Raw genomic sequence first — 20,308 nt, forward strand, 5'->3', positions numbered from 1 at the left:
CTCCTTAAAATTTATTAGCTTTATTTTACCATAAGAAATATCAAATGAAAACCCCATGACCAAGATAAAAAGGCTGAGAAACCGTTCTCAGCCTTCGTTCGTGCGAGCCACTTCTTGTAGCTCTTTGTAGATTTTGTCGTTTTCCTCAAGAGAGTAGGAGTTGGCTCCACTAGCTAGTGGATGGCCACCACCATTATGACGTTTGGCAATTTCGTTGATCACTTTTCGTTTGCTACGCATCCGGACACGGAAGTGACCGTCGGCCTGCTCGACAAAGATAGCCCAAACAGACACGGTATCAATGCGCCCAGGTGCCCCAACAATTGCAGCAGTCTCTGAATCCCGTAGATCAAATTTCTTCAAGAGCTCTTGTGTCAAGGTCACACGCGCAGCACCATGTTCATCGATCTCAAGATGGTCATAGACATAGCCTTGAAGCTTAGCTGTTTTGAGATTGATCGTATCCATCTGACGAGCAAGGGCTGTAAAATCAAAAGGAATGCTACGAAGATAGGCAGCCAGCTCGAAAGTTCGAGTCGAAGTAGCAGGATAAAGGAAGCGACCTGTATCGCCGACAATCCCAGCATAGAGAAGACGCGCAGAACTTACAGGAAGTTCAAGATCCAATTCCTTAGCAAAAAGTGCAATCAACTCACTGGTAGAGCTAGACTCAGTATCGACCCAGAGCAGATCTCCATAAGCATCGTCATTTGGGTGGTGGTCGATCTTGATCAGGAAATCACCGTTCGTATAGCGCTTGTCATCGATGCGGGGAGTATTAGCCGTATCACAGACAATCACCAAAGCTCCAGCATAGTCCTCATCTTTGACTTCATCCATCTCAGCAAGCCAAGTCAAGGTCGGCTCATCATAGCCAGTTGCCAAGACCCGCTTTTGAGGGAAATGCGCACGCAGGAGATCCCGCAAGCCCACCTGGCTACCAATCGCATCCGGATCCGGATTTTGATGACGGTGGATAATAATCGTGTCATAAGCTTGAATTTTTTCAAGAATTTCATTCATTACGTTCATACATTACCTCATTTTCTCTGTCAATTTTAACATAAGAAAGGCCCATCCAGCAAGCATTTATCACTAATTAGGAGCTATGGAAGCGGTTTTACAGAAGTTCATTATTTTGGTAGAATGGATGAATAGATTGAGTATGGGAGGGACTAGGATGATTGAAATTAAAAGTAATGCTGAGACAGCACAAGAGTTAGCGGCTTCTTTAAAAGATAGTGGGGATACACTTTCGGGAGTTGCAGCAGCTACAAAAGATGAGAAAACGATTCTTGCTGGAAATGATGCAGCTCATCAAGCCATTGATACTGCTAAAACCAAAGCAGAAGAAATTGAAGCAGCGATTGAGTCAATTGGGACCAATCTTCAAAGTGTTTCAACTGGATTTACAGAAGTGGATGAAGCGACTGCTGCGAGCATGCAATAGGTTGAAAGAGTAGGAAGATGGATTACGATCAACGACTGTCAGAATTAAGAAAAAAAGAAGACCAACTTTTCCAGAAAGAAAGAGCTATTATAAAAGAAACAAGAAAGTTGGAAGAGGATTTTAACCGCTTTGAAGCGTATAGCTATGATGCAAACCGTTTTTTATGGAATGCATTTGAATCTTATCCTTCCTCTAGAAATTTTTTTGACCACCTTCAGGAGGAAGCCCTTCATGAATCGCGAAAAATTTCAACTAGTTATTTGGAAGAAATAGATGAATTAGCTATCCAAAAAAGAACAATCGAAGATGATTTAAATGATATTTATCACGAACGAAAAAAACTAAACTTTGAAAAGGAGAGTGAAGATGGGAATTGAAGTTTATCGCGGTAGTTTGGATAGCCAAGCAAGTAGCACAGGTACTATGATTGAGCAACAATTGAAAGCCTATGAATCACTAGAAACATCATTAACTCAAATAGAAAATTCTGCCTCGCGCTTGTCTGGCCAAGCTTACGACTCTTTTAGAAGCTTTGTGACAAGTGTTGTCCAGCCATTGAAGGAGGCTGGGGTTGCTTTAGCAGAAGCTACACAAGAAAGTGTGAAGAAGCTTCCAGCATCCTATCGCTCGGAGGTGGCTGACGAGGACTTACAGGAAGAAAAGTTGGTTTCTGATATTGAACAGTGTGATCGGATGATTGCTATCTTTCATGCAGAGATCAATGAAATTGCTGCTAGTAAATCGACTAGTGCTGGAGATTTTCAACGGTTGCAGAGATTACAGAGGATTCAAGGATTAAACGTATTAGAAAGTATTTTTAAAGCTACTAAAAATAAACTACAAGAAAAATTAAATAAACTCAGAGCGTTTAATGCATCATCGCCAAGTATCTTCTGGGAAATTGATGTCTTAGCCCAAGCTATTCAAATAGCTGTCAATCAAATTAACGTAGCGTGGAATCCAAATACTGGAATGTATTCTATTCCAAAGGATTTATCCTGGTCTGATCTCGTAAATGAAACGATTAAGAATAAAGAGTTTGAAAATGAATATTTGCCAAAGAAACCAAAGGATGTAACAGCGTTCGAATATAACCAATTTCTTACGGGATTACGTGAACAATCAGTGAACCTTAAAGAAATAGATGGCTGGGATAAGGATGCCATCAAAGGTTATGTTAAAGGCGTTTCAAAAAGAACTGCTGATGCCAAGACAGGCAGTGAGTTAAATGCAAGGAGAGATGCTTTGTATGCAGAAACCAAGGAGATTGGATCAGATATCTATACAGAAATGTATGCTAGTAGTAAACTAGATTCAAAAGCAAAAGTAGAACTGGTTCTTAAGCAATTGGGTGCAGAAACGGACAAAAAGCAGTTTATGCATTTGACAAGCAAAACGCATAAGATTTCAGAGAATCTACCACCACATGGTGATTTCAACATGTATTTCAGACGTGATGTTGTAAAAGCATTCGGTGATAAACATCTTAATTACAAAAAAGATTTACTTAGGCAGCAAGTTCATTTCTTCCGCTACTATCTGGATCGTCAAGCAATTTACTATATTCGCAATCATTACGAAGGTGCAAATGATTACGAGAAACTGTTAGCATATGGTAAAGAAAATAATATTGAATTTGATTACACAACCGGCTCTAACTACCATAACCGCTTTAATCCAAAAGATGGCTTCAAACGTCCCTATAATATGAAAGTTCAAGTCCCTCAGGGCAATTCAGCTAAAGGAAAAGATTTGAACAATGCCCGGATGGTGGAATTTATTGTGAATTTGGATACCGGCGAGTTTGACAGTCAATGGGATGCCTATGATAATCACAAGCTAGCAAATGGTCGCTATGATTCTAATCCAAATAATTATTTTAAAGATGAATTAAGGGAAATTGCTAACACGGAATCATTTAATTACGGCCCTTCAAAAGGTAATAATACGGATGTTTCGGGAATTTATCAAGGAAAACATGGAATGCTTGATGTGGATGGTACTCCTGAGCCAGCTACTCGAACTGAAGCAAAAAGACTATTTCGCTATGAAAATGATTTGGGTAAAACAGATGAAAAAACTGCTCATGTAGGTCAATTTGCGGATATTGTAAAAGTAGGAGGACATGAAGACTATGAAGCATGGCAACGTAATACAAAAGGAATGTCAGAAAAAGAAAAAATGGAAGAGTATAATAAATATAAAAGTTATGCTAGTGGCATTAAGCCTAGCGATCGCGGGTATAATAAGTATACTCGTAGCCCTGAGTACATCAAAGAGCATAAGTGATACTCATTCAATATTAATAAATAAACGTTATATTGAGACTCAAAGTATTTCAGATAATGATAAAAAATTATCAATCAGTGCAGGTTTTGATTTAAAAGAAAAAGATTTTTTTTATTACCATGGAGCTGCAATAAAAAATAATAAATTGTATGGTGGTAGTCAGGAATATAGTGCTGCGGAGTATTATAAAAGAGCTTTGGATATTGAGCTCACTTCAGCACTTTTAAATCACCAAATTAATATTAAAGATATAAAAGATTCCAACTATCAAATCACTCGTTCAACTGATTCATTCATCAATAAAAAATTATTAGAAGAAAAACAACCGCCTGAATTTGAAGGTAGATATTCTATCAAGGATAGTCAGTTTTCCAAAGTCCGTATCACCTACAACAAAGAATTTCTACCAACAAAAATTGAGTGGTACTATAAGGGTGAAGAAGGACTAAAATGGTACACTTGGCGCACCTATTCGTATCCCTTCAAAAATAAGTCTGATTTTGATAAAAAGCTGGATGAAGAAATCGAAAATATTAAAGAAATTCAAGAGGAAAATGAGGGAGATTAACCTAGTTTTGAGATAAAGCTGAGCTTACATATGTCTCAGCTTTTTGAATAGTTTAACACTTCACTTTGGATGTATATTTTGCTAGAATGAAATGGATATGATAAAAGAAGTTAAACAATTAATTAAAAGAAAACGATGGTTAGAATTTCCAAAAAAAATTGTGGTAGTGTTGCTCGTAATACTTATTGCAGTATTCCTAAGTAGTTGCAGTTACAATCAACCGGCATTGAATGTTTTAAAGAAAAAGCAATTTGTTATGATTAAAATGGGAGATTCTACCGATGAGCATTTTGAGGTTGGGGTGGACCTTGAGAAAAAAGAATATTACTATAATGATGAAACGGCAGTGAAAGACGATACAGTTTATGGTGGTTATAAAGCGGACTGGGATCGTAAACAGTATTACAAATCTGCAGTAAATGAAGAACTATCGTCAGTTCTGTTAAGTAAGAAAATTACTACTGATGAAATTAAGAAATCTAACTATCAGATTACAAGTTCACCGAAAAGATTTGTGGATGATAAATTAATGAAAGAGGAATATCCGCCTGAATTTGAAGGTAGATATTCTATCAAGGATAGTCAGTTTTCCAAAGTTCGTATCACCTACAACAAAGAATTCTTACCCACTAAAATCGAATGGTACTATAAGGGTGAAGAAGGCCTCAAATGGTACACTTGGCGCACCTATTCGTATCCCTTCAAAAATAAGGCTAATTTTGATAAGAAATTAGATGAAGAAATTAAAACTATTAAAGCAATTCAAGAAGAAAACGAGGGTGATTAGGTTGAATCGGTCCAAATTCTTGAAACGTGTCCCTTCTTTCACCTTATCGGGAAAGGTTTCGTGCAAAATGCTTGAAAAAGTGGTATAATACGGGAAATAGCTTTTGGGAGGAAATTATGACTGTAGCGAAGATTGTTTTTGCTAGTATGACTGGAAATACTGAAGAAATTGCTGATATCGTAGCGGACAAATTCCGTGATCTTGGTGTCGAAGTAGATGTGGATGAGTGTACAACTGTGGATGCGGAGGACTTCCTTGATGCGGATATCGCGGTGGTAGCGACTTATACTTACGGTGATGGAGAGCTTCCAGATGAGATCCAAGATTTCTACGAAGATTTGGCTGGCCTTGATCTCAAAGGCAAACTTTACGGTGTGGTAGGATCAGGTGATACTTTCTACGATGAATTCTGTAAAGCAGTTGATGATTTCGACCGTTGCTTCGCTGCGACTGGTGCTGAAAAAGGTTCTGAGTGTGTCAAAGTTGATTTGTCTGCAGAAGACGAAGACATTGAAAAATTAGAAGCCTTTGCAGAAGAACTCGTAGCAAAAGCAAATTAATGACAAAGAGACTGGATCGATGGATTACAGCCTCGATTTATATCCAAAATAAAGAGGAGACACATGGATTTAGATCAGATTCGTAAGGACATTGACCAAATCGATCAAGAGCTTGTAGCCTTGCTGGAAAGAAGGATGGTCTGTGTCGGTCAAATTGTAGAATATAAGGAGCAACAAGGTTTACCTGTGCTTGATCAAGGAAGGGAAAGAGAGGTGCTTGAGAAAGTCGGCTCTCTCGTGATGGATGAGCAATATCGTGCAACCATTCAAGCTCAGTTTCAAGATATGATGAAGCGCTCGAGAGACTTCCAAGAGGAGGTGAGGGCGCGTGATTAGTCTCTCTATCAAGCAAAAAGCACAACAGTATGTGGTCCTAACAGGGATGGCGCTTTTCATTGGTCTCTTGGTTGGTGCCATTGACATGATTTTTGGTCAAGGATTGCTCCTGATCGGGGATTTCCGAAGCCAGCATTGGCCCTTGATTCTTTTTCTGGCCTTAGCGGGGCTTGTCATCGTTTATCTCTATAAACGTTTTGGTGGCAAGGCTTCAAAAGGGATGGGCCTCATCTTTGATGTCGGACACGCGCGTGAGGAGAAAATCCCCTTGGTCTTGGTGCCTTTGATTATGCTGACGACCTGGATGAGCCATCTCTTTGGTGGTTCGGTCGGTCGGGAAGGTGTGGCGGTCCAGATCGGAGCGACCCTTTCGCATCGTTTTGCCCGTCATATCAAGATTCCAGATGCTTCGCGTATCTTTCTCATGACCGGGATGGCAGCCGGTTTTGCGGGTCTCTTTCAGACGCCACTGGCAGCAACCTTCTTTGCTCTTGAAGTCTTGACAGTTGGGGAGTTGCAGTTGATGGCTCTCTATCCAGCGCTCATTGCCTCAATCGTGGCTAGCTTCACCTCTCATGCCCTTGGCTTGGAGAAATTTGCTGTGCCACTAAAAGAAACGCTGAGCTGGACACCAGAGACCTTGATCAAAGTTGCCCTTCTTGGCCTAGCTTTTGGTCTCGCTGGGAAACTCTTTGCTGTTAGCCTTTCATGGTTGAAGAAAACAGTCGCTCAAGTCTTACCTAATCCTTATATCCGGATTGCGCTTATAGGGGCTGGACTTAGTTTGGTCCTCTTAACCCTCCAGCTGACCAAGGTCGGAACATACAGTGGTCTTGGAACCAATCTGATTGATATGGCTTTTCATCAGGGCAGTGCGCAGAGTTATGACTGGATCTTGAAGCTCCTCTTTACCGTAGTGACCATCTCTGCTGGATACCAAGGGGGAGAAGTGACCCCGCTCTTTGCGATCGGAGCTACGCTTGGAGTCTTCCTTGCTCCTATGCTAGGTCTTCCAGTCTTAGTCGTGGCTGCTATCGGATATGCCAGTGTCTTTGGCAGTGCGACGACGACCTTGCTCGCACCGATCTTGATCGGAGGAGAAGTCTTTGGCTATGCCAACCTGCCATTCTTTGTCATTGCTTGCGCCATCGCCTATTGCCTACCAAAAGAGTGGAGCATTTATTCCGGACAAAAAGTTGCGAAAAAGTAGAGAAAAGAGCTTTACAAACCTGAAATTATCTGATATGATAGTTTCTGTGCGTAATGGAAGCACAAAAATACAGTTTATCCGCTGAGGGAGGTCCCTCAAGATTGACGAAGATAGGAGAATAAAATGAATCCATTAATCCAAAGCTTGACTGAAAGTCAACTTCGTACTGATATCCCTGCATTCCGTCCTGGTGACACTGTTCGTGTACACGCGAAAGTTGTCGAAGGATCTCGTGAACGTATCCAGATCTTTGAAGGCGTTGTTATCGCTCGTAAAGGTCAAGGACACACTGAAATGTACACTGTTCGTAAAATCTCTAACGGTGTCGGTGTTGAACGTACATTCCCAGTACACACTCCACGTGTAGAAAAGATTGAAGTTGTACGTTACGGTAAAGTACGTCGTGCGAAATTGTACTACCTTCGTGCATTGCAAGGTAAAGCAGCTCGTATTAAAGAAATCCGTCGTTAAGACGAACAAGGAGGCGGGAGTGATCTCGCTTCTTTTTTTATCGGTCCCCTTAGTTCAATGGATATAACAACTCCCTCCTAAGGAGTAGTTGCTGGTTCGATTCCGGCAGGGGACATAAATAGAAAAGAACACTGAATCTTCAGTGTTTTTTTGTTGGTTTATGCAAGGATGGTTCTTGGGGAAAGTTCTTGTATGGTATAATAGTGGAAAACGTAACATTGTCTTTTAAGGTAATTCTATCATGTTGGAATACCAAATTAAGAAGATTATGAGTGCTCTGCAAGTTTAGTCTAAAAGGGATATAAGAAAAGGAAGGAAAATGAAAATTTCTAGTCCAAGGTCTATCATCACTTTTGATTATGAAAATGGTAATGTTTTAAAAGCAAAAGGGAGAATTGTTGATTGATGGAAGTTTTACTGTATATAGGTCAAGTATACAGAATTGTGAGGCATCATTCAACCACATTCGTATCACACAGAACGAGATTGATAAACTTGTCGAGGAAGTGCAGTCCATGATGACTGAGCAAACAATGCATCTCGAATTTATCTGAGTTAGAGTAGGAGAAGGATGATGAAAATCGATTACGGTGAACGGATGGTCATATGGGAGTGGGATGGTTGTGTAATAAAGATAGAACAACCAGATATCATTCATGCGGAATATAATAAAGATGAGAACATTGTTATCGTCTATAGTGGAGAAAACTTTGTAAGCAAAATCATTTTCTACTTTAGTTTAGAAGGAAAATTGTTAGGGCAACAAAATATACTAGAAGGAACCCTAGATTGGAATCATAATGGGAAGCATCAGATTAGTTTTCATCATTTACATTATCTTCGCTTTAGCCCTAAATATCAGCGAATCTTCAGTATATTTCGCTCATCCAGCGATTTTGACGTTCCATCAGAACTAGAGGTTTATAATTTAGAAGGTGAGAAAATCGACCAAATTGAATCTCCTGCAGGATTTACTATGCTATATATTTCTGAGATAAGTAAGAAGAAACTGGGAATTGTATGCGAGGCTCTTAAAGAGGATTGTTTTGATAAATCTGGTCGAAGAGATTTCTATTTTAATTTGGAGTTAGAAACTAGAAAATGGGTAAAAGATGGCATCGCCTATTGAGGAAGAGAAAAAGAAGCCTGATTTTATGATATTCTGGTTGAGAAAATAACTTGCACTAGGAGAATACAAATGAAACCAACAAAACTAGAATGGGAAGATGTTACCAAGTTTGAAGAGGTAAAAGGATACGGTCAGCATATATGGAGAGATGAGGACAAGTATTATTTGGTTTTAGAAGAAGGAACCGTAGTTTCTTGGTTAGTTGTCTATGAATTACCAAATGAGCTGTTTGCCTTATTAGATAGTGGGGAAAGAACGCTAAGCGAAGTATCTTGGAAGATTAAACACGATTCTTGGCCACCGTCAGAAGAAGAAAAGAACGAAATTAGAAAAGATAGAGCTAGAAAAAAGCCAATTGTGCTGATTTCTAACCGTAAAAATCAGTTGCTTTTTAGTAACAAAGAACTTGAAATACTTATTCCCAAAGCGGAACAACAATGGATAGAATCAATGGGTAAACTTCCAGATGATTATGTATCACCATTGAAATAGACAAAAAGAAATAGTATGACAACAGAAATTCAACAATACAAAAATTGTACGATATTAAAAAACAAGAATGATTATCAGATCCTGTGGAGTAGAGGGAAAGAAGTGCTTAACTTTCCCATTAGCCAAAAATTAGCAGAACGTGTTTCAAAATCAGAAAAAGATGCTTTAGAAGTAATGTTTTATTGTGAACATCATCGTTGGCCAAAGGCAGATGAGTTAGATGATTATAATCATTCCAATACGATTGTACATAGAGGCGATGGATTTGTTGTATATGAAACAGATGGTTATTACGAAATTAGCTTCTTTAAAGAAGTTGGAGGAGCTATGGGCCCAGAAGTATGCTATCCCATTACTAAGGAACTAATGGATAAAGCATTTCAATCTTCTAGGGAAGCATATGAGGTGATGATTTATGCCGAAACAGGGCACTGGCCCTTAAGTAAGCAAGATGATATTGATAGAAACTATATACGTAATCATCCTGAAACTATGCTACCAAATATAGAAGATCAACGTGAGTTGTTTGATGTTGAAGAGTTTAAAGCTCTTGTAAAAAAAACTATTGTTTCAGAACTAGAACCTAGCGAACTTGACGCTATTGGTATAGTTGATAATCATTTAGAGCTTCTTCTGGTGGATTCAGTCGGCTGGCAGGAAGAGATAGAAGCAGTCCATCTGGAAATTCTGCAAGAAAAACTCAATAACTATATCTACTTCCTCGAAAGCAAGCAATATGTGGATAGATATGGCGATAGCTTTGATAAAAAAGTCATTCATATCACCTTCCAATGTTCTCCATCGGATAATGGACTATCCTTTCTCACCGCTGTTCAGAAAGTATTGCAACCGACAGATATGAGCTTGAAGGTAGAATTACCGGAGTAAAGAACAACTAAGAAGAATAAAATTAATCAATTTATGAGGGATAAATAATATTAAAGCGAAGGTCAGTCAAAAAATAAGATGGCTAAAAAGTAGACCAAAAGTAGACCAAAAGTAGACCAAAATTTTCTAAAAGCCTATTTTATATTTCGGCAGGGGACAGAGATAGAAAAGAAAACACTGGCAGTTGAACTGCATCCCAAAAGTTAGATTTTTTCTGTCTAACTTTTGGGGAGTAGTTCACTTATGACAGAGTGTTGACGTTTTAGAGCTGTGTTGTTTCGAACGGTCCCAAAACAAGAAAAATAAAAGATGATGGTATAGAAGCTCGTTACATTGAGCTTCTTTTTTTTGAGACATTCAAATCATAATTTTACAGAGTTTTAGGTCATTAATTGATTCTCGCCCTCCACTTTTTCTTTGACTCTCCTTTCTTATTTTTCTAAAATAGTAGGTATGTGAAGGGAGATTAATATGAAAAAAGGTTTGGTAATTTTGCTTTCTGTTTTGGTCTTGGCTTCGTGTGGTCGTCCTCAGAAGACGGTGTCGCCTAAGAGTTCGGATACCCAGCAGTCCAGCACTTCGGAAAAGAAACAGTCTGGTATGGATTTGAAAGCCATCAAGGCTAAGGACTACTCGAGTATCAAGGGGACTTGGATCGATGGTCGTGGTAATGAGCTGGTCTTTGATGATAAGGGCTTGGTCAGCGAGGATGTCGAGCTTGATGCATCGAGTTTTAAGCAGAAGGACCAGATCGCTGAGATGACGGTTAGTGCCAAGTCGGGTGTTGGAGGCTACGGTCTTTTGCTCCTTCCAAAGGGTCAGAAAGCGGGCAAAGACGATGCTTCGGATAAGTCCAAGGATCGGATCTGGGCTGGTCAGTCACCGGCTTATGGCGATGATGACAATTTCTACTATCGCAAGAAAGAGCAACCGAAAGATCGGGAGCAAGCTGATACAGATGATAGCAGTAGTACGTCTAAAACGAGTAAGGCCAAAAAGTGGAATACTCGATCGGATAGCGAGGTCAAGTCTTCGAAGAAGGCGGATCAGAATGATTATCTAGGCTACACCGCTGCTCAGGTCGAAGCTGCGCGTGTCTGGGCTTATGTGATCAAGTCTGTACCGACAGAATTGAGTATTAATGAGAAGAGTGCTGGTACGAAAATTTACTATGGTGGGCTAGGAGTTGATTATCCCAAAGACGTTCGTCAGTTGTTTACTCCTATTTCTGCAGAAGGCCATGTGACTTATGCATCCAACGGTGATGGGACGGTGACGATCTATCCTGTACCGAGCCATTGGCAACAGTCTGCAGATGAACTCAATAGTGAAGAGTTTATGACGCAATTTACCCAAGGGATCTTGGACCATGCTGAAACGGTGACATTGCCAGACGGGGATCCAGACATGATTCGTCAGATTCTTGCAGTACTGAAGTAAGAGAGATTATGGTAGAATAATATTAGATAATAATTTTTTAAACTATTAAAGATCTAATTAGTTATAAGGTTATGAAATTAAAGATTTGGAACATCTTTTACAGGAAGCTTATGCAATTTTGGTCAATTACAGGTCGTTTTCTACTTGTAAAAATAAAAGGAGAAAATCTATGAAAAAAACTATGTTTGCAACAATGACCATTCTCTCGCTATTTCTGTCATCGTGCGCGCAAAAAGAAGTGAAGAATGAAGACAAAAAAGAGCAGTCTACTGAACAGAATGTAAAAGATTCTACAAAGGAAAGTAAAGAATCAGTGGTCAAAGGGATGAATCAAGCCCCTACCTCATTGGTTGGAAATGAAAAACCTAATGTAGTATTTGCTTATATGCTTCAAAATCAAATCAATGGCGAAATTGAGATGGCGAAAGTGTATTATAATGAAGAGTATCTGATCCTTGTCTTCTCTGTATCAGAAAATATGCTATCTTTAGCAAATATAAATCCAAAAGATTATTGTAAGACGCTTTTTGATCTAAAAGAAGAGATAGTAAAGCAATACAATGCAACTCAAAACACACCAAGCAGTATAAAACTTAAAATATATGATAAAGACGAGAAGCTCTTGGCAACGGAGGAAAATGGAGCGTTGGTGATTAAGTAACTAAATTTAGTCAACCATTTGTCGCCATCTACGTTTTACATTTTTCTCACGAATCCACATTTATTGTTTTTTTAAGCTGATCCTGTTACAATGATAGTACTCGGAAAAGACTGGGCTTCCAGCCTTTTTCATTTCACTTTAGAAAGGTCTTTTATGAAACGCAAATCGATTTTGTTTCTCTATTTACTCTTGCTAGCGATCGGCCTAGCCTATGAGACCCAGTCACTGACGGAAGGTTGGATGTCTGGTAGTCAGTACGGGATTGTGGGACTTTCAACCTTGATCCTCTTGGTCTATGCACTTCCTGCTGTCTGGGCTCTTTTTCACTTTGCTAAGAAGTGGAAGTTGTCTTGGGTACCGGTTCTCTTTTCTCTATTAGGTGGGGGCTTTGTTGCCGGTTGGTTGTCTAGCTTTGCCAATACTTATTTCCATGATATGATTCAAGCGATCGCTCCAAATAGCGACTTTTGGAACCAGTACGAGAGTGCCATCGCTGCGCCACTCTTTGAGGAACCCTTTAAGTTGATTCCAATCTTCTTTGTCCTCTATTTGTTCAGCGTCCGTCGCATCAAGTCGATTTTCCTCTTAGCGATTGCCTCTGGTCTTGGTTTCCAGATCGTCGAGGACTTTGCCTATATCCGTCAGGATCTGCCGGAAGGTTTCTCTTACACGGTGTCAGGGATTCTTGGTCGTGTGGCCAATGCGCCCATGTCTCACTGGGTCTACACAGGTCTTGTCATGCTGGGGCTCTTCCTAATTGTCCAAGCAAGCAGAGGACGCAAGGATCTAGGTCTAGCAGGTTGGGGATATTTAGTAGCAGGGTTTGGACTCCATTTTGTTGGCAATTCACCTTTCTCACAAATCGTGACCGAGTTGCCGATTGCGATTCCAATCTTGAATGCTACAGGGCTCTTCCTAATCTACCAAGCGTATCAGACCGTCGAGCGATTAGAACAAGCAAAATAAGAACAAAAAATGCGTATGTGTGGAAACATACGCATTTTTGTTATTTACCAAGACAGAACTGGCTGAAGAGTTGGGTAATGAGCTCATCTGGAGCAGCATCCCCTGTGATTTCTCCGAGGATTTCCCAGGTGCGGGTGAGATCGACTTGAAGCAGGTCTACCGGCATACCGAGGGCCAAGCCTTCGTTGACCGCTTGCAGGCTTTCAACAGCTTTCTCGATAAGTGAGATGTGACGAGCATTAGAAAGATACGTCGCATCTTGCTCAACCAGCCCAGCATTTTCGAAGAAGAGAGCATTGATCCGGTCTTCAATTTGATCGATGTTTTGGTTTTTCAGAACGGAAATCTTGATGTAATCTTCCGGCAGTTGGTCGATTTCGATCTTCTCTGGGAGATCGACCTTATTGAGGAGAATGATGCGGTTGCTGTCTTGAGAGATTTCAAGGAGTTGGCGATCTTGGTCGGTCAAGGGCTCGCTAGCATTGAGGACCAGAAGAACCAAATCAGCTTCCTTGAGGGCTTTTTTCGACCGTTCGACACCGATTTGCTCAACGATGTCTTCGGTTTCCCGGATTCCGGCCGTATCGACTAGTTTGAGGGGAACGCCGTTGATGTTGACGTATTCTTCGATAACGTCACGGGTGGTTCCTTCGATATCAGTTACGATGGCTTTTTCCTCGCGAAGAAGATTATTGAGGAGGCTGGACTTGCCGACATTTGGACGACCGATGATAGCAGTAGAGATCCCTTCACGCAAGATCTTACCGCGACGGGCAGTCTTGAGAAGGTTGGTCAAGAGGGCTTCAAATTCACTGGTCTTTTCGCGGATGATCTCAGTGGTTGCTTCTTCGACATCATCGTACTCAGGATAGTCGATATTGACTTCAACCTGGGCTAGAGTATTGAGGATCTCTTGGCGTGTGTTGTTGATGAGGTCAGACAGGGAACCATCGAGTTGTTTCACGGCGATGTTCATAGACTTATCGGTCTTGGCGCGAATAATGTCCATGACGGCTTCGGCTTGTGTCAAATCGACCCGACCATTCAGAAAGGCCCGCTTGGTAAATTCACCAGGTTCAGCCAAACGAGCTCCTTCACGGATGACTAATTGCAGGATTTCGTTGGTCACAGCAATCCCGCCGTGGGTATTGATCTCGATAATGTCTTCACGGGTGAAGGTCTTCGGCGATCGCATAGCTCCAACCATGACCTCGTCGAGAATCTCGTCCTTATCTGGATCTACGATATGACCGTAGTTGAGGGTGTGGCTAGCCACGCTGGTCAAATCTTTACCTTTGAAGATCTTTTGCGCAATGGCAAAGCTGTCTGTTCCGCTCAAGCGGACGATTCCGATCGCCCCCTCACCGAGAGGAGTCGAGATGGCAGCGATGGTATCAAATTCTTTAGTAATCATGTCATTTCTCTTTTCCTGTAGATTCATCTCTATTCTATCGTAAAGTCAGCGGACGGGCAAGGTTTTGCTTTTAGAACTAAAAGATGGAAAGGTTTTCAAATAATTAGTGAAATCTCTTACAGAATATGCTATACTGTAATAGAATATAAAAGGAGGTCTATGATGGTAAACCTAAAAGAACAGGTAGGAATTAAAGCGGCTGAGTTTGTCAAAGACGGCATGATTGTCGGTCTCGGTACAGGGTCAACTGCTTATTATTTTGTGGCTGAATTGGGTCGTCGCATCAAAGAAGAAGGCTTGCAGATCACAGCTGTCACAACTTCTAGTGTGACCTATGATCAGGCTGAAAGTTTAGGCATCCCGCTCAAGGCTATCGACGATGTTGAAGTGGTCGATGTGACAGTGGATGGCGCAGATGAAGTGGATCCTCAATTGAATGGGATCAAAGGTGGCGGTGGTGCTCTCCTCATGGAAAAGATCGTCGCAACCAATTCAAAAGATTGCATTTGGATCGTGGATGAATCCAAACAAGTCACAACTCTTGGGGCTTTCAAACTTCCAGTGGAAGTAGTGCAATACGGTGCTGAAAATCTTTTCCGTCACTTTGAGCAAAAGGGTTACCATCCTGCTTTCCGTCTCGCGGATGATCAACGTTTTGTAACAGACCAAGGTAACTTTATCATTGACTTGGATCTCAAAGTGATCGAGGATGCAGAAGCTCTAGCCAATGAATTGGATCATACCGTCGGGGTTGTAGAGCACGGTTTATTCTTGAACATGATATCAAAAGTGATTGTAGGGACACCAGATGGCCCTGTCATCATTGAAAAATAGGTTTCTCTAAAGAGGGGCCGGATCTATCAACGGCTCTCTTCTTATAGGGATATGGTATAATATAGCTAGTTTAATAAAGGAAAGAGGCAGTATATGTCAAAATTTAAACGCATGCACTTAGTTGTGCTTGATTCAGTTGGGATCGGTGCTGCACCAGATGCCAATAACTTTGTCAATGCAGGTGTTCCAGATGGAGCATCTGATACTTTGGGCCACATCTCTAAAACCGTCGGTTTGAATGTACCAAACATGGCCAAAATCGGTCTTGGAAATATTCCTCGTGAAGTACCATTGAAGACTGTGCCAGCTGAAAGCAACCCAACTGGCTATGCGACAAAATTGCAAGAAGTCTCTCTTGGGAAAGACACCATGACTGGTCACTGGGAAATCATGGGGCTCAACATTACAGAACCTTTTGATACCTTCTGGAATGGTTTCCCTGAAGAAATTTTGACTAAAATTGAAGAATTCTCTGGACGTAAGGTCATTCGTGAAGCCAACAAACCTTATTCTGGTACAGCGGTCATCGATGACTTTGGACCACGTCAAATGGAAACTGGTGAGTTGATTATTTATACATCAGCAGACCCTGTGCTTCAAATCGCTGCTCACGAAGACATCATTCCTTTGGATGAGTTGTACCGTATCTGTGAATACGCTCGTTCCATCACTTTGGAACGTCCAGCTCTTCTTGGTCGAATTATTGCTCGTCCTTATGTTGGGGAACCAGGCAACTTCACACGTACAGCCAACCGTCGTGACTTAGCTGTTTCACCATTTGCGCCTACTGTTTTGGACAAGTTGAACGAAGCAGGTATTGATACCTATGCAGTTGGTAAGATCAACGATATCTTTAACGGAGCTGGTATCAACCACGATATGGGCCACAACAAATCAAATAGCCACGGTATGGATACCTTGATTAAGACCATGGGGCTTCCTGAGTTCCAAGAAGGGTTCTCATTTACCAACTTGGTAGACTTTGATGCTCTTTACGGTCACCGTCGTAATGCTCACGGCTACCGAGATTGCTTGCACGAATTTGACGAACGCTTGCCAGAAATCATTGCAGCCATGCGTGAAGATGACCTCTTGATGATCACTGCAGACCACGGGAATGACCCAACTTACGCTGGTACAGACCATACGCGTGAATACATCCCATTCTTGGCTTATAGCCCATCCTTCAAGGGCAATGGTGTGATTCCAGTCGGACATTTCTCTGATATCTCTGCAACAATTGCAGAGAACTTTGGTGTTGAAAAAGCCATGATCGGTGAAAGCTTCTTAGACAAACTAAACTAAGATGGCACGCTTCGCTCTCCTCGTAAGAGGGATCAATGTTGGCGGGAAGAATAAGGTCGTGATGGCAGAGCTTCGAGAGGAGCTTCAAACGATCGGGCTGGATGAGGTAGAGACCTACATCAATAGTGGCAATATCTTCTTTGAATCTGCTGCTTCTAAAGAAGAATTGGTAGATTTGCTGGGACATTTCTTTCGTGATCACTATCCCTTTATCCAGTCTTTTTCTCTCTTTTCAGCTGAGGACTATGCGCAAGATCTCGCTGCTCTACCAGCCTGGTGGCAGGAGGATCTGGCCCGCAAGGATGTTCTTTTTTACACAGAAGGCCTTGATCAGGATGCTGTCTGGGAGCTGGTCTCCTCTTTTTCACTCGGTGATGAAATCATCCATCGTGGGAATCTAGGGATCTACTGGGGCAAATACTCAGAAGAGACCTATACAAAGACAGCTTACCACAGACAAGTCCTCAAGATGCCGGATTACCGTCTGTTGACCATTCGCAATGCCAATACATTTGACAAAATTGGCCAATTTTTAAGGAAATCATAAAGGAAATATGCAATGACATTATTAGCAAAAATCAATGAAACAGCTGCTTTTTTGAAAGGCAAAGGAATGGAAGCACCTGAGTTTGGCTTGATCCTTGGATCAGGTCTTGGAGAACTGGCTGAAGAAATCGAAAATCCAGTCGTAGTAGACTACTCTGAAATTCCAAACTGGGGTCGTTCAACGGTTGTCGGCCATGCCGGTAAATTAGTCTACGGTGAGCTTGCTGGACGCAAGGTTTTGGCCCTTCAAGGACGTTTCCATTTCTACGAAGGAAACCCACTAGAAGTGGTGACTTTCCCAGTTCGTGTCATGAAAGTTTTGGGCTGTGAAGGGGTTCTTGTTACCAACGCTGCCGGTGGTATCGGCTTTGGTCCTGGTACTTTGATGGCCATCACAGACCACATCAATATGACTGGTCAAAATCCATTGATCGGTGAAAACTTGGATGACTTTGGTCCACGTTTCCCAGATATGTCAAAAGCCTACACTCCAGAATATCGTGAGACTGCTCATAAAGTAGCAGACAAATTGGGTATCAAATTGGATGATGGTGTTTATATCGGTGTAACTGGCCCAACATACGAAACTCCAGCTGAAATCCGTGCTTACAAGACGCTTGGTGCAGATGCTGTCGGTATGTCAACCGTTCCTGAAGTCATCGTTGCAGCGCATTCTGGCTTGAAGGTTCTTGGTATTTCATGTATTACCAACTTTGCGGCTGGTTTCCAAGAAGAGCTCAACCACGAAGAAGTAGTAGAAGTGACAGAGCGCGTCAAAGGCGACTTCAAAGGATTGCTAAAAGCGATTCTTGCTGAACTCTAATCCAATGAAAGTACGACTCCAAAGGCTGCCCTACGGACTGAGGTTTCTTCTAGCCACCTTATCATTAGGGATAGGGACGGGTCTGGTCGGAATTGCCTGTCATTATCTACTAGAAGGGGTGCAAGAGCTGGCCTTTGGCCAAGCTAGTTCGGATTTGCTCCAGCAATTTCAAGAAGCTGGAGGTCTCCGTAGATTTCTGGTCTTGTGTGTGACTGGGTGCTTAGCAGCTGGCTTCTGGTATGTCCTGCAAAAGCGTTATCAGATCCTGTCTATTCGCCAGCAAATTGACTTAGCTGGAGACAGGGAGCCAGCGCCCTTAGCCTATCTCCTTCATGCAGGAATGCAGGTGGCAATTGTCGGAGCAGGTGCATCGGTCGGAAAAGAAGGAGCCCCACGTGAGGTCGGGGCTCTTCTAGCTGGTCGGTTATCGAAGGGATTCTCTCTAGCTCTCAAAGAGCGGAAAGTCTTGATCGCCTGTGGTGCTGGAGCTGGTTTAGCTGCGGTCTATCAGGTCCCCTTTGCCAGCAGCTTGTTTGTCTTTGAGACCTTAGGACTCGCCTACAGTTGGCAGAATCTTCTACTGGTTTTGACCAGTACTTATCTGGCCACCTGGGTCGCTCAGCCCATCGTTGGTCAGGAGGCCATTTATCACCTGTCCGCAGTCTCATGGTCGGCTAGCAGCTTCTTACAGGCTATTGTGATTGCTTTCTTGGTCACTCCCTTGGCTCTGGTCTTTGCTTTCCTCGCCAAGCGGGCTAGTCACAAACGGCGGAAGGACGGGACGGTCCTTTGGGCTCTTCCTCTAGCCTTTCTAGTGCTGGGGAGCCTAGTAGCCTTTTTCCCTATCTTTATGGGAAATGGCCAGGTACTAGCGCAAGCCCTCTTGTCTAGTCAGCCGATTCCTTATCTTCCACTGACTCTTGCAGTGAAGGGGCTTATGGTTTACCTCCTCTTGCGCAATGGTGCTTATGGGGGTACCTTGACACCATCATTTGCCCTTGGGATTGGCTCTGGCTATCTAGTGACCTTGCTTTTGACAGTCCTTGGGATTCATCTGGATCCAGCTATAGGGATGTTACTAGGAGCGACAGTCTTTTTAGGGACGACCCTAGAAGCTCCTTTGACAGCTATTGCCCTGAGCCTTGGATTTACAGGCCAAACTTGGAATTTGACTATTCCGCTTGTACTTGCGGCTGGTTTGTCTTACGTGATTCAAAAGAAATGGGAGAAGAAATGATGAAGGTACATTTTGTACTGCATGAAACCTTTGAAGTGCCGGGCGCTTATCTAAAATGGGCACAGGAGCGTGGCCATCAAGTGACCACGACTAAAGTCTATGAGAATGAAACCTTACCAGAGTCAGTGGATGAGATTGACTTTTTGATCGTCATGGGAGGACCTCAATCGCCAGATGAAGATCGAGAAGCTTTTCCATACTACGATCCTCAGGCAGAGATTGAACTGATTCAAAAGGCCATGAAGGCAGATCGTTATATTGTTGGGGTCTGTCTGGGTGCCCAGCTCCTGTCTGTTGCCTATGGAGCGAAGTATGAGCACAGTCCGGAACGTGAGATTGGGGTTTATCCAGTGACCTTGACGCCTGAAGGACTCACAGATCCACATGTCGGTGAGTTTGGAAAAACTCTTGAAACTGGCCACTGGCATGGTGATATGCCAGGATTGACAAAAGATGCTGTTGTTCTTGCTACTAGTCAAGGGTGTCCACGTCAGATGATTCGCTTTAGTCCGAAACATTATGCCTTCCAAGCTCACTTGGAATTTGATTCGGAAGCAGTTGATCTCTTGATTGCAGCGGACGGTGAAGATGTTTTGGAAGAACAAAGTCAAAACCTGACCTTTGTTCAAAAACCCGAAGCCTTTCGTGCTTACGATTATCGAGAAATGAATGCCAAACTCTTTGCGTTTTTGGACTCATTAACAAATTAAATAAAAAAGAAAGGATGGGTTAACCGTATTCGCTGAACTGAATACGGGCGGAGAACTGTGTAAAAAAGATAAACTGTCTAGCATCTGCGATACGTCGTCAGTTTCCTATTTTCACTTTGCCTCTTTAACACCTATTCTAAAAAATAAAAAAGAAAGGTAGAGCATGTGTTCTAATTTGAACACGAGCGGAAA

At 42.0% G+C, this 20,308-nt stretch carries 23 protein-coding genes and 1 tRNA gene; 22 read left to right on the forward strand and 2 right to left on the reverse strand.

The features are described 5' to 3' along the window. Nucleotides 1-87: 87 nt before the first annotated feature. Nucleotides 88-1,032, reverse strand: coding sequence for a DHH family phosphoesterase (locus I2F76_RS02575; protein ID WP_195487167.1), 945 nt, complete (start codon nucleotides 1,030-1,032; stop codon nucleotides 88-90). 148 nt (nucleotides 1,033-1,180) lie between these two features. Here I2F76_RS02575 and I2F76_RS02580 point away from each other — a divergent pair, with 148 nt between their 5' ends. The 16 genes from I2F76_RS02580 to I2F76_RS02655 all read left to right on the forward strand — a co-directional run bounded on the left by I2F76_RS02580 (nucleotide 1,181) and on the right by I2F76_RS02655 (nucleotide 13,247). Further along, complete coding sequence (locus I2F76_RS02580; RefSeq protein WP_031575732.1) at nucleotides 1,181-1,450, forward strand: TIGR04197 family type VII secretion effector; 270 nt, start codon at nucleotides 1,181-1,183, stop codon at nucleotides 1,448-1,450. A 17-nt stretch (nucleotides 1,451-1,467) separates the two neighbouring features. Continuing rightward, a complete protein-coding gene (locus I2F76_RS02585; RefSeq protein ID WP_031575735.1) occupies nucleotides 1,468-1,827 on the forward strand; it encodes a DUF3958 family protein in 360 nt (119 codons plus the stop codon). Then, nucleotides 1,817-3,739, forward strand: coding sequence for a DUF3114 domain-containing protein (locus I2F76_RS02590; RefSeq protein ID WP_195487168.1), 1,923 nt, complete (start codon nucleotides 1,817-1,819; stop codon nucleotides 3,737-3,739). The genes I2F76_RS02585 and I2F76_RS02590 overlap by 11 nt, the downstream gene beginning before the upstream one ends. Beyond that, nucleotides 3,660-4,307: a hypothetical protein gene (locus I2F76_RS02595; RefSeq protein ID WP_229289614.1), complete on the forward strand. Its 648-nt coding sequence runs from the start codon at nucleotides 3,660-3,662 to the stop codon at nucleotides 4,305-4,307. Before I2F76_RS02590 ends, I2F76_RS02595 begins: the two co-directional genes overlap by 80 nt. Nucleotides 4,308-4,404: 97 nt before the next feature. After that, entirely contained in the window at nucleotides 4,405-5,094 is a 690-nt protein-coding gene (locus I2F76_RS02600; RefSeq protein ID WP_229289616.1) for a hypothetical protein, read from the forward strand. 116 nt (nucleotides 5,095-5,210) lie between these two features. Beyond that, a complete protein-coding gene (locus I2F76_RS02605; RefSeq protein WP_003007049.1) occupies nucleotides 5,211-5,654 on the forward strand; it encodes a flavodoxin in 444 nt (147 codons plus the stop codon). Nucleotides 5,655-5,717: 63 nt separating this feature from the next. Then, nucleotides 5,718-5,990, forward strand: a complete 273-nt coding sequence (locus I2F76_RS02610; RefSeq protein WP_049506315.1) for a chorismate mutase — start codon at nucleotides 5,718-5,720, stop codon at nucleotides 5,988-5,990. Nucleotides 5,991-6,036: 46 nt separating this feature from the next. Beyond that, nucleotides 6,037-7,200 (forward strand): chloride channel protein, encoded by a 1,164-nt coding sequence (locus I2F76_RS02615; RefSeq protein ID WP_195487225.1) that lies wholly within the window; start codon nucleotides 6,037-6,039, stop codon nucleotides 7,198-7,200. A gap of 123 nt (nucleotides 7,201-7,323) precedes the next feature. After that, complete coding sequence (rplS, locus tag I2F76_RS02620; protein ID WP_195487170.1) at nucleotides 7,324-7,671, forward strand: 50S ribosomal protein L19; 348 nt, start codon at nucleotides 7,324-7,326, stop codon at nucleotides 7,669-7,671. Between the two features lie 43 nt (nucleotides 7,672-7,714). Further along, nucleotides 7,715-7,786: transfer RNA gene (locus tag I2F76_RS02625), tRNA-Arg, on the forward strand. Between the two features lie 459 nt (nucleotides 7,787-8,245). Then, entirely contained in the window at nucleotides 8,246-8,800 is a 555-nt protein-coding gene (locus I2F76_RS02630; RefSeq protein ID WP_031575747.1) for a hypothetical protein, read from the forward strand. Nucleotides 8,801-8,869: 69 nt separating this feature from the next. Then, nucleotides 8,870-9,292, forward strand: coding sequence for a hypothetical protein (locus I2F76_RS02635; protein ID WP_031575749.1), 423 nt, complete (start codon nucleotides 8,870-8,872; stop codon nucleotides 9,290-9,292). Nucleotides 9,293-9,466: 174 nt separating this feature from the next. Beyond that, a complete protein-coding gene (locus tag I2F76_RS02640) occupies nucleotides 9,467-10,180 on the forward strand; it encodes a DUF6572 domain-containing protein (protein ID WP_229042370.1) in 714 nt (237 codons plus the stop codon). A 471-nt stretch (nucleotides 10,181-10,651) separates the two neighbouring features. Further along, nucleotides 10,652-11,620: a DUF6287 domain-containing protein gene (locus I2F76_RS02645; protein ID WP_195327115.1), complete on the forward strand. Its 969-nt coding sequence runs from the start codon at nucleotides 10,652-10,654 to the stop codon at nucleotides 11,618-11,620. A 169-nt stretch (nucleotides 11,621-11,789) separates the two neighbouring features. Next, on the forward strand, nucleotides 11,790-12,281 hold the full coding sequence (locus I2F76_RS02650; RefSeq protein WP_195327116.1) for a hypothetical protein: 492 nt from the start codon (nucleotides 11,790-11,792) through the stop codon (nucleotides 12,279-12,281). A gap of 153 nt (nucleotides 12,282-12,434) precedes the next feature. Beyond that, a complete protein-coding gene (locus I2F76_RS02655) occupies nucleotides 12,435-13,247 on the forward strand; it encodes a PrsW family glutamic-type intramembrane protease (RefSeq protein WP_195327117.1) in 813 nt (270 codons plus the stop codon). Nucleotides 13,248-13,287: 40 nt separating this feature from the next. Here the strand turns inward: I2F76_RS02655 and mnmE are convergent, their stop codons facing one another. Next, nucleotides 13,288-14,661, reverse strand: coding sequence for a tRNA uridine-5-carboxymethylaminomethyl(34) synthesis GTPase MnmE (gene mnmE, locus I2F76_RS02660; protein WP_195487171.1), 1,374 nt, complete (start codon nucleotides 14,659-14,661; stop codon nucleotides 13,288-13,290). 162 nt (nucleotides 14,662-14,823) lie between these two features. Between mnmE and rpiA the strand changes: the two genes are divergently transcribed. The 6 genes from rpiA to I2F76_RS02690 all read left to right on the forward strand — a co-directional run bounded on the left by rpiA (nucleotide 14,824) and on the right by I2F76_RS02690 (nucleotide 20,116). Beyond that, entirely contained in the window at nucleotides 14,824-15,495 is a 672-nt protein-coding gene (gene rpiA / locus I2F76_RS02665; RefSeq protein WP_195487226.1) for a ribose-5-phosphate isomerase RpiA, read from the forward strand. A gap of 93 nt (nucleotides 15,496-15,588) precedes the next feature. Continuing rightward, on the forward strand, nucleotides 15,589-16,800 hold the full coding sequence (locus tag I2F76_RS02670) for a phosphopentomutase (protein WP_003003757.1): 1,212 nt from the start codon (nucleotides 15,589-15,591) through the stop codon (nucleotides 16,798-16,800). Between the two features lies 1 nt (nucleotide 16,801). Next, nucleotides 16,802-17,347 (forward strand): DUF1697 domain-containing protein, encoded by a 546-nt coding sequence (locus I2F76_RS02675; protein WP_195487172.1) that lies wholly within the window; start codon nucleotides 16,802-16,804, stop codon nucleotides 17,345-17,347. Between the two features lie 12 nt (nucleotides 17,348-17,359). Continuing rightward, nucleotides 17,360-18,169 (forward strand): purine-nucleoside phosphorylase, encoded by an 810-nt coding sequence (locus I2F76_RS02680; RefSeq protein WP_003003514.1) that lies wholly within the window; start codon nucleotides 17,360-17,362, stop codon nucleotides 18,167-18,169. A 4-nt stretch (nucleotides 18,170-18,173) separates the two neighbouring features. Beyond that, a complete protein-coding gene (locus I2F76_RS02685) occupies nucleotides 18,174-19,406 on the forward strand; it encodes a chloride channel protein (RefSeq protein WP_229289618.1) in 1,233 nt (410 codons plus the stop codon). Then, the gene (locus I2F76_RS02690) at nucleotides 19,403-20,116 is read left to right on the forward strand and encodes a type 1 glutamine amidotransferase (protein ID WP_195487174.1); all 714 of its coding nucleotides are present in this window, start codon (nucleotides 19,403-19,405) and stop codon (nucleotides 20,114-20,116) included. The genes I2F76_RS02685 and I2F76_RS02690 overlap by 4 nt, the downstream gene beginning before the upstream one ends. Nucleotides 20,117-20,308 lie beyond the last annotated feature (192 nt).

The organism is Streptococcus parasanguinis (genome assembly GCF_015557775.1).
GTDB classification, from domain to species: Bacteria; Bacillota; Bacilli; order Lactobacillales; family Streptococcaceae; genus Streptococcus; species Streptococcus parasanguinis_AA.